The sequence below is a fragment of the Amycolatopsis sp. lyj-108 genome (genome assembly GCF_046549005.1).
GTDB lineage: Bacteria > Actinomycetota > Actinomycetes > Mycobacteriales > Pseudonocardiaceae > Amycolatopsis.
This window is the reverse complement of record NZ_JAJPWQ010000006.1, coordinates 102608-117988: the sequence shown is the minus strand read 5'-3', so window position 1 is coordinate 117988 and position 15381 is coordinate 102608. Positions and strand designations below refer to the sequence as shown.

The following is a 15381-nucleotide window of genomic DNA, read 5'->3' as shown; positions in this document are numbered from 1 at the left end:
AGAACGCGGATCCGGACCGGCGCGAAACAAAAGAACCCGAATGCGTCCGGATAGGACTCGAGTTCGCGATCGTTTCGGTCATCAATCGTCCGGTGGTGAACATTCCGGCGAGGCGTTCCGGAATGTTCCGGGTTTGCGGAACCCATTGCCGGAGGAACGCGATCCGGCGCCGGCGAAATGCTTCGGCCCGGACAGGAACCTTCGGGGCCTCCCGGACGTCCACCGGAGGAGGCGGCGGCCGGTCGGGCGACGGCCGGGCCGATATGGGAATCTCGCTGCCGAGGCCATGCCCGGCGTGATAGCTCTATGGCGACGGGGCGAGGGACAAACCAGGAGGATCCAGGCGTGCGGGTAGTGAACACAGCGGCACCCATGCTGGCGTGCGCGGCCGTGCTCCTCGCCGCCTGCAGCAACACCCCGCCGCCGCCGGTGGTCAGCTCCTCGGCCTCCCCGGTGAGCACGTCGACCACGAAGACGCCTTCGCAGGTCGTGGTGGGTGTGGACGACGTCCTCGGCGGCTACAACCCGCACAACCTCGCCGACGCGTCCCAGGTGACGTCGGCGCTCTCGCAACTGCTGCTCCCGTCGGTGTTCCGCCCCAAGGACGACGGCAGTTTCGAGCTGGACAAGAACCTCATGAAGTCCGCCGAGGTCGTGTCACAGCAGCCGTTCACGGTCGCGTACACGATCCGCCCGGACGCCTCCTGGTCCGACAGCGCGCCGATCGCCGCCGAGGACTTCGCGTACCTCCGCGAGGCCATGCGCGACCAGCCGGGCGTCATCGGCGCCGCGGGCTACCGGCTGATCTCGGACATCCAGTCGCGTGAAGGCGGCAAGCGGGTCGAGGTCACCTTCGCCAAGCCGTACCCGGGCTGGCAGACGCTCTTCAACAACCTCCTGCCCGCCCATCTGCTCAAGGACGCCCCGAACGGGTGGCAGGGCGCGCTGGCGACGACCTTCCCGGCCGTCGCCGGGCCGTACTCGATCAAGGGCCTCGACACCGCGCGCGGAGAGGTCACTCTGGAGCGCAACGAGCGCTATTGGGAGAAACCCTCCGCACTCGACCGGATCGTGCTCCGTGCGGCCGATCAGGACGGCACACTGGCCGCCCTGCGCAGCGGCAACGACCAGTTCGCGATGACCAGGACCGACGGCACCGGCCTCAAACGCCTCGGCGAACTCGGCTCCGCCGTCCAGCTGCACACGGTCGCCCGCCCCACGGTCGCGCAGATCCTCCTGCGGCCGGTGAGTTCGACGCTGTCGGATCCGAAGGTGCGCGAAGGCGTCACCGCGCTGATCGACCGCGGCAAGCTGATCGCCGAGGCGACCGACGGCGGCCCGTCGGACAAGCTCCGCGCCGACGCCCAGGTCCGCGTCCCCTCGGCCCCCGGCTTCCAGCCGACGATCCCGGCACCGGGACCGCCGTCGGCGGCCGATCCGGCCAAGGGCGAGGAACTGCTCAAATCCGCCGGATACACCAAGGAAGCCGGAACCTGGCGCAAGAACGGGAAGAACCTTTCGCTGGTCGTCGCCTCGCCCGCCAAACAGGAGCCGTACGCGACGATCGCCAAGGAGCTGACGGCGCAACTGGTGGCCGCCGGGATCGAGGTCAACGCGATCGCGCCGCAGCCGAGGGAGCTGTTCTCGACGCTGCTGGCCATGCCGGTACTCAACGGGATCCAGCAGACGACCCCGGAGGGCGCGGGCAACGTCGGTATCGACATCGCGGTGATCGGCCAGGTCAAGGGGGGTGCGGACGTCGCTTCGGCGCTGGCGTCCACCTTCGGCTGCCGTCCCGATCAGCTCACCGACAAGACCAAGGCCGTCGTCCCCGGCAACCCGCTGGGCTTCTGCGACCCGGCCCTGCAGCCGTCGATCGACGCCGCGCTGACCGGCGCCACCCCGGTCGCCGACGCGCTTTCGGCCCTCGAACCGGAATTGTGGCGTCGGAATGTTGCCATTCCGTTGTTCCAGCTGGCCGATACCCTCGCCATCGGCTCCGGTATTTCCGGGGTAACCGCAGGTCCTCCTATGGTGGGCCCTTTCGGGTCCGCGGTGAACTGGACGCGGGGTCCGAAGTAGCCGTTTCGAGTCCGAGTCCGACCCTGGAGGGTGACCTTTCCCGGCACGTTCGAGTGGCGGACTGATTCCTCAAGGTAACCACTGTATTTCTCGAAGTCAGCCGCAAGTTACCCTTTGGTCACGATCCCCCCGTAACTGGTGACTGTTCGTGCATTTCCTTTCTAGCGTGCACCCGCAGTGCGCCAAATGAGTGTTGCTTGGCGTGTCATAGGCTCCGGGCCATCTCACCGGAGCGGTGTGGGGTCCTGTTCCGATCTCAGGAACCCAGTGCTAGGAGGGCACACTTCATGAGGAAGTCCAAGGCAGTCTCCGCCTGGTCGCTGGTCGCGGCCTCCGCGCTTGTGCTGAGCGCATGCAGCGGTGGCGACAGCGGCAGTTCCGACCAGAACGGGTCGTCGACCGACATCAAGAGCATGGCGGTCGGCAAGGCGCAGAACGGCGAAAACTTCAAGCTCGCGGACACCCCGGGGTACGAAGGCACCGTCACGGTGGGCATCGACGACGGGTACTCGGGCTACAACAACGACACGCCTGACACCAACACGTCGTACAACACCTACATCCTGACCTCCGTGCTCGCCGGTGCCGATGTGCTCGACGGCAACAACAAGGTGCTGCTGAACAACGACGTGTTCGACTCCTGGGAGGTCACTTCCAAGGAGCCGCAGACCGTCGTCTACAAGATCAAGCCGAACGTGAAGTGGTCGGACAACGAGGCGTTCGACTGCGACGACATGTACCTGTCGTGGCTGGCGCACTCCGGTGCCGCCAAGACCTCGGACGGCAAGCAGGCCTTCCTCGCCGCTTCGACGACCGGCTACCAGCTGATCAACTCGGCGGTCTGCAAGGACGACCTGACCTTCGAGACCAAGTACACCGAGCCGTACCTGGACTACAAGGGTCTGTTCAACTCGACCGCGATCATGCCCGCGCACATCGTCGAGAAGAACTCGGGCGTCGCCGACATCACCAAGCTGACGCCGACCAGCGACGCGGCCCAGCTGGCGAAGGCCGGTGACTTCTGGACCAACGGCTTCAAGGGCTTCAAGGCCGAGAACATGCCGGCTTCGGGTCCGTACAAGATCACCGCGTTCGACGCCAACCAGAAGGCCGTCACGCTCGAGAAGAACCCGAACTGGATCGGTGGCAAGGGTGGCCCCTCCAAGATCGTCGTGAAGGCGATGGAGGACACCAAGGCCATGGCGACCGCGCTGCAGAACGGTGAGATCGACATCGCCGCTTCGACCCAGCCCGACGCCACCGCCGCCGGCACCCTGAAGGGTCTTTCCGCACAGGGCGTCACCTACGGTTCGGCCTCGCAGCTGACCTTCGAGCACATCGACCTCAACTACAAGCGCATGTTCAAGGACAAGAACCTGCGCAAGGCGTTCTTCGAGGTCGTGAACCGCCAGGAGATCACCGACAAGCTGCTCAAGGAGGTCCAGGCCGACGCGACCCCGCTGAACAGCATCGTGTTCATGCCGGGCGAGCAGGGCTTCAAGGACCTGTACAGCAGCAAGGCCGGTCTTGGCGCCGAGGCCGCGGCCAAGACGCTGACCGACGCCGGCTGGGTCAAGGGTGGCGACGGTATCTTCGCCAAGGACGGCCAGCGCGCGTCGTTCAAGATCTCGCACAACCAGAACGCCCGCCGTCAGCAGACCGTCGAGATCATCATCTCGCAGGCCAAGGCCGCCGGTATCGAGATCACGGACGACCAGGACGCGAACTTCCTGAAGGGTGGCCGTCTCGCGGCCAGCGACTACGACGCCGCGCTCTTCGGCTGGTCCGCCGCTCCGTTCAAGGCCGAGCAGAAGTCGATCTACATCACCCGTGTCGACGACAGCAGCCAGAACTACCAGGGTCTGTCGAACCCGACGATCGACTCCGCCTTCGAGGCGGCCGTGAAGGCCACCGACGAGAAGGTGCAGCTGGAGAGCTACCAGAAGGCCGACCAGGCGATCGCGGACGAGTACGCGACGCTGCCGCTGTTCCAGACCCCGTCCATGTGGGCGTTCAAGGGCATCGACCGCACTTACATGCAGTCGTACAACGGTGTCCTGTGGAACGCCGGTGAGTGGGAGCAGAAGAAGTAGGGCTTGCGCCCCGCTTTTTCACCACTCGCTTACGCGATCCTGGTGGTGCGGGGGCCCGGCCACAAGCCGGGCCCCCGCACCCGCCGGAAGTAGCTGTTGACCGTAGGGTTACCGCCACTACGGTGGACAACCGGGCAGCGGTCCAGCACTTCGGCGACCAGGCCCGGATGAGGAGCAGTTCGTTGAACCTGGTGATCTACATTCTTCGCCGTCTGGCGATATCGATTCCCGTCCTGTTGGTCGGGACTTTCCTGTGTTTCATCATGGTCGCCGGCACCGGCGACCCGCTCGCCGAGATGAAGAGCAACCCGGCCATGAGCAAGGAAGCCATCGCGCAGATGGCCTCGCAGCTCGGGCTGGACCAGAGCATCGTGCCCCGGTACTTCACTTGGCTCGGCAACTTCGTCACTGGCGAATGGGGCGTTTCCATCGCCCAGGGCAACGCGCAGGCCCCGGTGTTCCCGAAGGTCATGGCCGCGTTCGAGGTCACCCTGAAGCTCGTCGTCGGAGCCGAGATCCTCGCGCTCGTCCTCGGCGTCCTCGTCGGTGTGGTCGCGGCGGTCAAGCAGTACTCGATCCTCGACTACATCGCCACCACGCTGGCCTTCCTGCTGTTCTCGATGCCGATCTTCTGTGTCGCCATCGTGCTGAAGGGCTACGCGATCCAGTTCAACGGCTGGGTCCGGGATCTGGGACTGTCCGATGTGCTCGGTAACCCGTGGATCCGCACCACGAGCCCGGAATCGCTCAATTTCGACGGTCCAGGCGGTTTCCTGGCCAGTTACGTCGGCGCGTATCTGCTGCCGACACTGTCCATCATGGCGATCAGCTTCGCCGCGTACAGCCGGTTCCAGCGCGCTTCGATGCTGGAGACGCTGAACGCGGACTACGTGCGGACGGCACGCGCGAAGGGACTCGCCAACGGCCGGGTCATCTTCCGCCACGCCTTCCGGAACGCGCTCATCCCGGTGACCACCCTGTTCTCCGTCAACTTCGGTGCCGTGCTCTCGGGCGCGATCATCACCGAGACGGTGTTCAACTGGAATGGCATGGGCAAGCTGCTCGTCGAAGCCGTGACCAAGAGCGATACCCAGGTGATGATGGGGTGGCTGGTGCTCATCGCCAGCAGCATCATCGTCGCCAACCTGATCGCCGACCTGATGTACGGCATCCTGGACCCGAGGATTCGCGTTGGCTGACTTGAACTCCCTTATCGCGGCGGAAGACTCCAAGTCCGCCGATGGCAAGCTTCCGGACGAGGCACTGCCCGAGCCCCGGAGCCAGGGCAAGCTGGTCCTGCGCAAGTTCCTCCGGCACAAGCTGGCGATGATCTGCACGGGCATCCTGCTGCTGCTCGTGCTGACCGTCATCATCATGCCGATCTTCTGGCCGTACAGCTACGAGGACAGCTCCTTCCCGTCCTTCGCCAAGCCCAGTGGGGACTACCCGCTCGGCACGACGCAGGTCGGCAAGGAAATGGTGTCGCAGATCCTGCGCGGCACCCAGTACTCGCTGCTGATCGCGCTCATCGTGTCGATCGTCGCCACCACCATCGGCACCGTCTTCGGCGCCATGGCCGGCTACCTGCGCGGCTTCACCGATTCGGCCATCTCGCGCGTGACGGACCTGTTCCTGATCGTCCCGCAGATCGCCGCGGCCGCCATCCTGGCGAAGGTGTTCGGCGGTGGTAGCTGGTACATCGTCGCGATGGTGCTGGCGGCCTTCGGCTGGATGCCGATCGCCCGTATCGCCAGGGCCGAGTCGATGTCGCTGTCCCAGCGCGAGTTCGTGGACGCCGCCCGCGCGTCCGGCGCCGGGACGTTCCACATCGTGTTCAAGCACCTGGTGCCGAACATGGTCGGCCTCATCACGGTCAACGCGACCCTCGCGATCGCGCAGGCCGTGCTGATCGAGGCGGCGCTGTCCTTCATCGGACTGGGGGTGCAGCTGCCGGACACCTCGCTCGGCCGCGTCATCCTCGAGAACTACTCGCAGCTGCAGAACCGGCCGGCGCTGTTCTTCGGCCCGTTCGTCGTGCTGGTGCTGATCTCGCTGACGATCAACTTCATCGGTGACGGTCTGCGGGACGCTTTCGACCCGCGCCAGCGCCGCATGAAGGCTTGATCTTCTCCGCGCGCTGAAGGCCCCCTTCCCTCGGCTCAGCCGAGGGAAGGGGGCCTTCACGCGCTTCACGACCGGGCTCCAGACCGTAACTCGCGTGTTTGAAGCCGTATCTCGCGTGTCTGGAGCCGTAACTCACGTGATTGAGGGCCGAACCGGTACATCCGGCTGGAAACACGCGAGTTACGGCTCCAATCACGCGAGTTACGGCTTCAATCACGTGTGATCCGGCTCCGGACACACGGTGCCGTAGCTACGCGAAGGCCCCCTTCACCGCGTCGGACGCGGTGAAGGGGGCCTTCGCGTACTGCCAGAGGTCAGTCGGCCACGGGGGCGAGCTTGCCCGCCTGCCAGGCCGCACGCCGTTCGGCCTGCAGCACCGGGTCCGCGACCGGAGCGGCCGACAGCAGACGACGGGTGTAGTCCTCGCGCGGCGAGTGCAGCACCTGGTCACGCGTGCCGACCTCGACCAGCTTGCCGTACTGCATCACCGCGACGCGGTCGGCCAGCAGGTCGACGACGGCGAGGTCGTGGCTGATGAACAGGCAGGCGAACTGCAGCGAGCGCTGCAGGTCGAGGAACAGGTCCAGCACGCGGGCCTGCACCGACACGTCCAGCGCCGAGGTCGGCTCGTCCGCGATCAGCAGCGCCGGGTCGAGCGAGAGCGCCCGGGCGATGGCGACGCGCTGGCGCTGGCCGCCGGACAGCTCGTGCGGGTACCGGTTGCGGTAGTGGCCGCCGAGCTCGACCTTGTCCAAAAGGGACGCCACGCGCTCGTTCAGGGCCTTGCCCTGCAGGAACTTGTGCAGCACCATCGGCTCGGCGATCGATTCGCCGATGGTCATCTTCGGGTCCAGTGTGGACGCCGGGTCCTGGAACACGATCGAGAAGTAGCGGCGCAGCGGGCGCAGCTCCTTGTTCGACATGTTCGTGATGTCCTTGCCCGCGATCGATACGGTGCCCGAGGTCGGGGTCAGCAGGCGGATCGCGCAGCGGCCGACCGTCGATTTGCCGGAACCGGATTCGCCGACCAGGCCGACGATCTCGCCCTTGGCGATGCTCAGCGAGACGTCGTCCACCGCGCGGTTCTTCGCCTGGCCGCGGCGGCCCGGGTACTCCAGCACGAGGTTCTTGATCTCGAGCGCCGGGGCATCCGCCTCGATCACGGCCTCCAGCTCGGCGTCGGCGAGCCGGATCTCCTCGGCGATCTTCGAGGCCTCGTCGCTGTCGGCGTCGATGCCGGAGTCGTCGAGCAGGCGGCGTCCTTCGGGGCGCTGGCCGAGCACGGGAACGGCGGCGAGCAGCTTGCGGGTGTATTCCACCTGCGGCGACGCGAACAGGTCGCGCACCGGCGCCTGCTCGACGATGTTGCCCTGGTACATCACGACCACGCGGTCGGCGAGGTCGGCCACGACGCCCATGTCGTGCGTGATCAGCACGATCGCGGTGTTGAGGGTGTCACGCAGCTTGCGCAGCAGGCCGAGGATCTCCGCCTGCACGGTGACGTCGAGGGCCGTGGTGGGCTCGTCGGCGATGATCACCTTCGGGTCGCACGAGATCGCCATCGCGATGACGACACGCTGCCGCAGACCGCCGGAGAGCTGGTGCGGGTACTGCTTGAAGCGCAGCGGCGGGTTCGGGATGCCGACCATCTCGAGCAGCTCGATGGCGCGCTTGTCGGCGGCTTCCTTCGAGATGTCCTGGTGCGAGCGGAGCGCCTCGCGCAGCTGCCAGCCGACGGTGTAGACCGGGTTCAGCGCGGTCATCGGCTCCTGGAAGATCATCGCGACCTGGTTGCCGCGGATCTTCTGGAGGTCCTTCTCCTTGAGATCGGCCAGGTTGCGGTCGCCGAGGCGAAGCTCGCCGGCGATCCGGCTCGTCTTCGGGAGCAGCCCGAGCACCGACATCGAGGTCACCGACTTGCCGGAACCGGACTCACCGACCACCGCGACGATCTCGCCCGGCTTGACGTCGAATCCGATGCCCTTGACGGCGTCGACCACGCCGTCGTCGGTCGGGAACGAGACGCTCAGGTCGGAGATGGACAGAACCGAACCCGACACGCCGCCGAGGTCCGACGATGCTGCTTCAGTGCTCACCAAGATGCCCTTCGTGGGGGTACATATGGTCACGGCGCATCGGCCATGACTCGCGCGAGGATAACCGAGAGTCGCCCGACTAAGGTCGGTGCTCTCCGGCTTCCGTTCCCGACACCCTATAAAGGAAAGCGCGCCGTGTTCGAATTAGTCTTCAAGCCGTGATCTCCGACCGGCCCAAATTGCTCCTCGTACACGCCCATCCGGACGACGAGAGCATCACCACCGGCGGCACCATCGCGCGCTACGCGGCAGAAGGCGCCGAAGTGACCGTCGTCACGTGCACTCTCGGTGAGGAAGGCGAGATCATCCCGCCGTCCCTCGGCGGGCTCGGTTCGTGGGCTTCCGATCAGCTCGGCGGCTACCGCGCGGGCGAGCTGGCGTCGGCCTGCGCGGCGCTGGGCGTCTCCCGGCACCGGTATCTCGGCGGCATCGGCCGCTGGCGTGACTCGGGGATGGCCGGGACGCCGTCCGCGGCCCATCCACGCGCGTTCACCGGTGGTGACCTCGACGAGCAGGCGGTTCAGCTCGCGGAGATCCTGGACGAGGTCCGGCCCCAGGTCGTCGTCACGTATGACGCTTTCGGGGGTTACGGGCATCCCGACCACATCCGCGCGCACGAGGTCACCATGGCCGCGGCGCCGAAGGCCGAATCGGTCGAACGGGTCTTCCACACTGTTTCTTCTCGCGAGGCGGTCGCGGCCGGGCTCGCCGCGCTGCGCGGACGCTCGTCGTTCCGGGTCCCGGAAGACGGCGAACTGCCGGTGACGCCGGACGAGACCATCACGACCGTCCTCGACGTCGGCGCGCACCTCCCGGCGAAGGCCGCCGCGCTGCGGGCGCACGAGACCCAGGTCAGCGTGCCCGCCCTCGCCGACCACTTCGCGCTGAGCAACGACGTCGCGCAGCCGATCACCCCGAACGAGTACTTCGTGCTCGCGTACGGACCGGCCGAAGGTGCCGCGGCCGATCTGTTCGGGGGACTCGCCAAGTGACCGTGCCGTCACCGCCGCTCACTTCGCGACAGCGGCTGCTGCTCGCCTTGCTGACCTTCGACGCCTTCTTGCTCGGGTTGCTCGAACTGTTCTTCCTGCCGCTCCGGCTCGACGGGATCGTGCTGCCGAAGCTCGGTGACTTCCCGATGCCGGTGACCGTGGTGCTCGCGGTGATCACCACCCCGGTGCTGGTGCGGACGACCGCGAAAGTGGTGCGGCCCTCCTTTTCGGTGATTCCGCTGCTCGTCTGGGTACTAGTCGTACTCGGAATGGGCGTGACCGGTCCCGGTGGTGATCTGGTGCTGATACAGGACTGGCGCGCACTGCTGCTGATCGGCGGCGGGGCGCTGCCGGGAGCGCTGGCGCTGGGTGGCGGTCTGGGCAGTGCGGCGAAGGTCGCGAAGGGAGTCAGCAGTGGGTGAAGCGATTTCGGACCGCCAGGTCGTGGCGGTGCTGCGGCCGTTCGTCCGCGCCTGCGGGCCGATGGTCGACGCGCTGCGTGACGCGGATCCGTTCGGTTTGCAGGCCCGGGGGCGTCGCCACGAGGATCTGGACGGCGTCGAACCGGGGCTGAAGGACAAGCTGCTCAACGGGATCACCTCGGTCAAGGTGCCCGGCACCGCGGCGTGGGCCGAGATGTCGAACTACCAGCGGACCGACTGGTGGGTGAACCGGGTCGGCCGGTTCACCGCGCTGATCACCGCGATCCCCGGCCTCGGCGGCGCGCTCGCCGACCGGCTGCCGGTGCAGGACGCGCTCGGCTCGGCGGCACAAGGAGTGCTGCTGTGCGCGATCGCGGGGGAGTACGGCGTGACCGACGTCGGCGCCCGGGTCCGGCTGATCGCGTGGGTGCTCTTCGAACGCGACATCGACCCCGTGATCGCGGCGGGCAAACACGCCGAACACGACAAGGTCGCCGAAGACGACGAAGCGGCGAAGCTCACCGAAGAACTCGACGACGCGAAGAAGAAGCACGGCAAGATCACTCTGAAGGCTGCCGCGAGCACGCTGTGGCGGCTCGGCAGGGGACTGCTGGGCATCGTCGACGAACTCGAGAAGCGGCCTCGTGGCCGCCTTTTCCACCGTGCGCTCGGGAAGCTGCCGGTGGTCGGCATGGCGGGCGACTACCTCGGCGAGCGCTCCGGCCTCAAACGCGTCTGGAAGCGGGCGCACGAATGGTTCACCGAGCACCCCGAAGGCGAGTGACCGCTCACTTCCAGAACATGAACGCGTTGTATCCGTATTGGGCGGCGAGCGTGAACCCACCGACGGAGTCGAAGACGGCATAGGACCCCTGCCACAGCAACGAGCTGGCTCCGGGTAGGAGGAACAGCACGGCGAACAGCGCGATCGGCGCCCACATCCGGGCCTTCGCGCCGAATTCGCGCGCGCCGGGCGGAAGGTACGGCTCGATCGCGCCCCAGCCGTCGAGACCGGGGATCGGCAGGATGTTCAGGATGAACGTGACGATCTGAAGCAGCGCCAGGAACGAGATCCCGATCACGAGACCGGACGACATCGGCACCAGCGCGACGAGAAGCGTCAGCACCACGCCGACGCCGAGGTTGCTCAGCGGCCCGGCGAGCGACACCCACGACTGGACAGTTCGCGACCGCAGCCGCCCGTGTTCGATCCAGACCGCGCCACCCGGCAGCGGGATGCCGCCGATGAAGAGGAATACCAACGGCAGGATGATGGACAGTGCCGGATCCGTGTATTTCCGGACGTCCATGGACAGGTAACCCTTGTGGGCGACGCTGCTGTCACCACCGCGGAACGCCACGACCGCGTGGCCGAACTCGTGGAGCGTCAGTGACGCGACCCAGCCGCCCGCGACGAGCAGGACGACGCCGATGATGATGAGCGGGTCGTACTTCTGGCTGGAAATAGTGGTCGTGTCACCGAAAGCCGCCAGTACACCGCCCAGGACGGTGACCGCGAGGATGCCGAGGAAGATCGGGCTTGGCCGCACTGCTGATCTCTGCACCCCTCCAGTCTTCCGTATGCCCGATGTGAAGTTCTCGGCGTGTCCCCTTGCGCGATGGGGCGCGGGTATCCCCCGAACTCGCTACTCCGCTTGACCTGACCGCACTACACGGGTGTAATCACAGTGATGTCATTCGTCGCTGGAAGGGGGCGGCGGATGGTGTTTCAACACCGCCAGCCTGGGGAGTGCGTGGACAGCGAGGAGGCGGACGTGCGGTTGGAAGCAGATGGCAGGGAATGGGGGCAAGTCGTGGGTTGGGGTGAGGTCCCGGAGCAGCAACTGGGCGATCTCACCGAGCTTTTCGACGATGCCTCCGCGGAAGAGCAGGACTGGCAGGAACGGGCCCTCTGTGCGCAGACGGACCCGGAGGCGTTCTTCCCGGAGAAGGGCGGCTCCACCCGCGAAGCCAAGCGGATCTGCCTCGGTTGCGAGGTCAAGGACGAGTGCCTCGAGTACGCCCTCGCGCATGACGAGCGGTTCGGTATTTGGGGCGGGCTCTCCGAACGTGAGCGTAGGAAACTGAAAAAGCGAGCTGTGTGACGGCGATCTCCGGTGGCCCCGTGCGCCGGAGATCGCTTCTGCCCGCTTCCACATAGTGGGGCCACCAACGGGTGACAGGGTCGCGTCGTAGGGTGGCGGCACTCGACTTCGCCGCCACATCTGGAGTGCCCGTTGTCTCGCACTGCCGCGTCACCTGCGCTGCGCACGGTCCCCGTACTGGCCATTGTGGTCTGTCACAACGGCGAGAACTGGTTGCCACTGGCGCTTTCCGCGCTGCGGCGCAGCGGCGTCCGGCCGCGGCACATCCTGGCGGTCGACACCGGTTCCACTGACCGGACCGCGCAAATCCTCGCCGACGCGGCGTCTGTCGGCGAAGCGCCGGTCTTGGACGGAATTCTCACACTTTCCAGTGAAGTCGGCTTCGGCGCCGCCGTCGGCGAGGCCGTCGAGCACGCCGTCGAACGCTGGGGTGATCCCGGCGGCTGGCTCTGGCTGCTGCACGACGACTGCGCGCCGGAACCCGACTGTCTCGAAAATCTGTTGGCAGCGGCCGAAAACGAGCCCGAGGCGACGGTGCTCGGTCCGCTCGCGGTTGACTGGAGCGATCCGCGGCTCATCGTCGAAGCCGGGCTGTCGACCGACGCCATCGGCCACCGGCAACAGATCTCACCCGACGAGACCGACACCGCGGTGCTCGCCGTGCCGAGCGCGGGATCGCTGGTGCGGCGCGAAGTCTGGCATGACCTCGGCGGCTACGACCCCGGATTTCCCTTGCTGCGCGAGGATCTCGACTTCGGCTGGCGTGCCAACGCCGCGGGCGGCCGCGTGCTTTCGGTGCCGGCGGCCCGGCTTCGGCACGCTCGCGCGCTCAGCACCGGACAACGCGAACCGGACGCCCTCGGCCTCCCCCTCGCGACGGCGAACCGCGCGCACGGGCTCCGGGTGTTCCTCGTCAATTGCTCCCCACTGTCCTTTTGGTTCGGCCTTTTTCGAATTCCGGTCTTCGCGGTGTTGCGGGCGCTGGCGTTCCTGCTGTTGCGGCGCACCGGCGAGGCGGGCGCCGAACTCGCGGCCACCTGGTACCTGCTGCGCGGTCGCGGCGGGCTGCGCGCGGCCCGCGCCGGACGCCGGAAGACCGGCGGTGTCCGCGGTCTGTTCACCGGGCGGATGACGCGGCTGCGCAACGCCGTCCGCGCCGGTGTCGTCGGTCTCGTCCGGCGTGGGGTGGAACGGGATTTCGCGCTCGGGACGGTGCCTGAAAGCGCGGATCAGGAAGGGGCCTGGATCCCGCCGGAGGCGGTGAAGGCCGGGCAGGATCGTCCCGTCGGGCCCGGCGCGCTGCCCGCGGGCGCGATGCGCGGGGTCGGCTCGCGGGGGACGGGTCTGCGGCGACCCAGCGCGGTCGTCGCTGTCGCGGTTCCCGAGAAATCCACTTCGGAGGGTCCGAAACCGTCCCCGGTGCCGCGTGACGGCGGCCGGCGGACGGAACCGGAACTCGTGTTCGTCGAGGTCGACCGGAAACGCGTGCTCGGCGCCACCGTGTTCGCGCCGCCGGTGATCGTGCTCGTGGCGCTGACGGCGCTCGCGTTGGTGGTCAACGGTTCCCGGCTCGGGCTGGATCTGTTCGGCGGGAAGCTGCTGCCGGTCGGCGGGCTCGGCGAGATCTGGTCGTCGTATCTCGCGCCGTGGCACGCGGTCGCCGGCGGGACGGCGAGTCCCGCGCCCGCGACGCTGCCGGTGCTGGGCACCCTCGGCGCGATCTTCACGCCGATCGGTGGACCCGCGGCGCTGGTCGCGATCCTGCTGATCGGCGACATCCCGCTCGCCGCCCTGAGCGCGTACGCCGCCACTCGGCACCTTCGCGTGCGTCGCTGGGTTCGGGCCGTCGTCGCTGCGGCGTACGGCGTGCTACCCGCGGCGACGGCTTCGGTCGCACAGGGACGGCTCGACGTCGTCGTCGTGCATCTGCTGCTGCCACTGGTGATCGCGGGCATCGTCGGGCTGCTGGTCCGCGCGGACTCGCGATGGCTGCATGTTTCCGCGCTGAGCGCGATCGGGCTGGCGCTGATCGGCGCCTTCTCACCGCTGGCGCACGCACTGGCCGTGGTCGGGTTGGTGATCGGGTTCGTGGTGCTGCCTTCGCCGACCGGGCTCGCGCGGCGGATCGCGTCGGTCGGCATCGTGGTCTTCCTGCCGCTGGCGTTGCTGCTGCCGTGGCCGAGTGTGCTGCTGCGGCATCCGGAACTGCTGCTGCACGGTCTCGGCGGTGGTGCCACGGCCGCGTCCGGGGCCGACCTCGCCGGACTGGACCCTGGCGGTCCCGGCGCGTGGCCGATCGGGGTGGCGCTGGTCGCGGCCGCGATCGTCGCGCTGGTCGTCCGGCCCTCGAAGGGCGCGGGCGGCGGTGTCGCGGTCGTCGTGCTGGGGGTGCTCGGCCTGGTGGCGGTGCGGTTCGTGGCGGTGACGCCGATGTCGGGCGGCGCGCACGCGACCGGATACGCCGGGGTGCCGCTGCTGGTGATCAGCGCGGGATTGCTGTGGACGGTGCTGGCGACCTGGCAGCGGGGCGGGTCCGGTGTCGACCCGGCGCCGTGGCTGGCGAAGGTCACGGCCGTGGCCGGGGTGCTGGTGCTGCTCGCGCTGGCGACCGGTGCGGTCGTCGCCGGACGGGAAGGACCTTTGCGTTCGGGTGAGCGTCCTTCGCTCGCTTCGGAGATTTCCGCGGAGCTGGCCGCGAGCGGGCGTTCGGTGCTGGTGGTGGGTTCCCTGGCCGAGCCGGTGCGGCAGACCGGTGGGCGGTCGCCGTTCTACGGCGACGACGAACTCGCGCCGACACCCGGCAGCGCCGATCGGCTGGCGTCGTGGCGCCGGGATCTGCTCCAAGGCTCGCCGGACGCGGTCGAACAGGCGTTCGCGGCGGCTTTGGCCTCGGGGGTCTCGTATGTCGTTCTGCCGAGCGGTGCCGACGGCGGTGCTTTCGTCGAACTCGCGCGTGACCTGGTCGCCCCGGCGGCGCCGACTTCGGACGGGCGGCCGGTGCTTCGCCTGGTGCCGGCCGGTGGGCAGGTGGCGTTGATCTCCCCGGAACTGGCGCAGGCCGCCGTGACCGGGAAGGGCGCGCCCGGCGCGTCGCCCGGGGTGGCTCCGGTGCAGGCCGGGCTGCCGGACGTGCGGGTGCGCGTCTCGGAGGGGCCGACCGGGCGGCTGCTCGTGCTGGCCGCGGAGTTCGAGGCCGGTTGGCAGGCGAGCGTCGACGGCAAAGCCGTGCCGATCGTGCGGGCTTGGGGCCACCAGGTGGCGGTCTCGGTGCCGGCTACGCCTTCGGAGGTGGTGGTGGAGCACCAGGGCACCACGCGGAACCTGCTGCTGCTGGCGCAGGTGGCGGCGGTGCTGTTCACGCTGCTGACCGCCGTGCCTACGCGGAGGCGACCCACGGTTTCTTGAGGCTTTCGGCTTCGCTGTCCTGAAGGTGCCCTTTGAGACGTTGAGCGTCTCAAAGGTGCCCT

General features: G+C 67.9%; 11 protein-coding genes. 9 read left to right on the top strand and 2 right to left on the bottom strand.

The genetic code is table 11. From position 1 onward, the window contains the following. The first annotated feature begins 372 nt into the window (after positions 1-372). The 4 genes from ACLJO0_RS22545 to ACLJO0_RS22530 all read left to right on the top strand — a co-directional run bounded on the left by ACLJO0_RS22545 (position 373) and on the right by ACLJO0_RS22530 (position 6299). Positions 373-2082 (top strand): ABC transporter family substrate-binding protein, encoded by a 1710-nt coding sequence (locus tag ACLJO0_RS22545; RefSeq protein ID WP_410580712.1) that lies wholly within the window; start codon positions 373-375, stop codon positions 2080-2082. A gap of 287 nt (positions 2083-2369) precedes the next feature. Further along, the gene (locus ACLJO0_RS22540; RefSeq protein WP_410580403.1) at positions 2370-4175 is read left to right on the top strand and encodes an ABC transporter family substrate-binding protein; all 1806 of its coding nucleotides are present in this window, start codon (positions 2370-2372) and stop codon (positions 4173-4175) included. Between the two features lie 182 nt (positions 4176-4357). After that, entirely contained in the window at positions 4358-5374 is a 1017-nt protein-coding gene (locus ACLJO0_RS22535) for an ABC transporter permease (protein ID WP_125792879.1), read from the top strand. After that, the gene (locus ACLJO0_RS22530) at positions 5367-6299 is read left to right on the top strand and encodes an ABC transporter permease (RefSeq protein WP_125791939.1); all 933 of its coding nucleotides are present in this window, start codon (positions 5367-5369) and stop codon (positions 6297-6299) included. Before ACLJO0_RS22535 ends, ACLJO0_RS22530 begins: the two co-directional genes overlap by 8 nt. A 314-nt stretch (positions 6300-6613) precedes the next feature. Here ACLJO0_RS22530 and ACLJO0_RS22525 read toward each other — a convergent pair whose 3' ends face one another. Next, entirely contained in the window at positions 6614-8395 is a 1782-nt protein-coding gene (locus ACLJO0_RS22525) for an ABC transporter ATP-binding protein (protein WP_199748829.1), read from the bottom strand. Positions 8396-8553: 158 nt separating this feature from the next. On the opposite strand from ACLJO0_RS22525, the gene mshB reads away from it, so the two are divergent. The 3 genes from mshB to ACLJO0_RS22510 are packed head-to-tail and all read left to right on the top strand — an operon-like array spanning position 8554 to position 10593. Then, positions 8554-9387 (top strand): N-acetyl-1-D-myo-inositol-2-amino-2-deoxy-alpha-D-glucopyranoside deacetylase, encoded by an 834-nt coding sequence (gene mshB / locus ACLJO0_RS22520; protein WP_410580402.1) that lies wholly within the window; start codon positions 8554-8556, stop codon positions 9385-9387. After that, complete coding sequence (locus ACLJO0_RS22515; protein WP_410580401.1) at positions 9384-9809, top strand: hypothetical protein; 426 nt, start codon at positions 9384-9386, stop codon at positions 9807-9809. Before mshB ends, ACLJO0_RS22515 begins: the two co-directional genes overlap by 4 nt. After that, positions 9802-10593, top strand: coding sequence for a hypothetical protein (locus ACLJO0_RS22510; protein ID WP_410580400.1), 792 nt, complete (start codon positions 9802-9804; stop codon positions 10591-10593). Before ACLJO0_RS22515 ends, ACLJO0_RS22510 begins: the two co-directional genes overlap by 8 nt. Positions 10594-10597: 4 nt before the next feature. Here the strand turns inward: ACLJO0_RS22510 and ACLJO0_RS22505 are convergent, their stop codons facing one another. Next, positions 10598-11359, bottom strand: coding sequence for a site-2 protease family protein (locus tag ACLJO0_RS22505; protein WP_410580711.1), 762 nt, complete (start codon positions 11357-11359; stop codon positions 10598-10600). Between the two features lie 171 nt (positions 11360-11530). On the opposite strand from ACLJO0_RS22505, the gene ACLJO0_RS22500 reads away from it, so the two are divergent. Next, the gene (locus ACLJO0_RS22500; RefSeq protein WP_007028952.1) at positions 11531-11914 is read left to right on the top strand and encodes a WhiB family transcriptional regulator; all 384 of its coding nucleotides are present in this window, start codon (positions 11531-11533) and stop codon (positions 11912-11914) included. 132 nt (positions 11915-12046) lie between these two features. Further along, positions 12047-15319, top strand: coding sequence for a glycosyltransferase (locus ACLJO0_RS22495; protein ID WP_410580399.1), 3273 nt, complete (start codon positions 12047-12049; stop codon positions 15317-15319). The last annotated feature ends 62 nt before the right edge of the window (positions 15320-15381 follow it).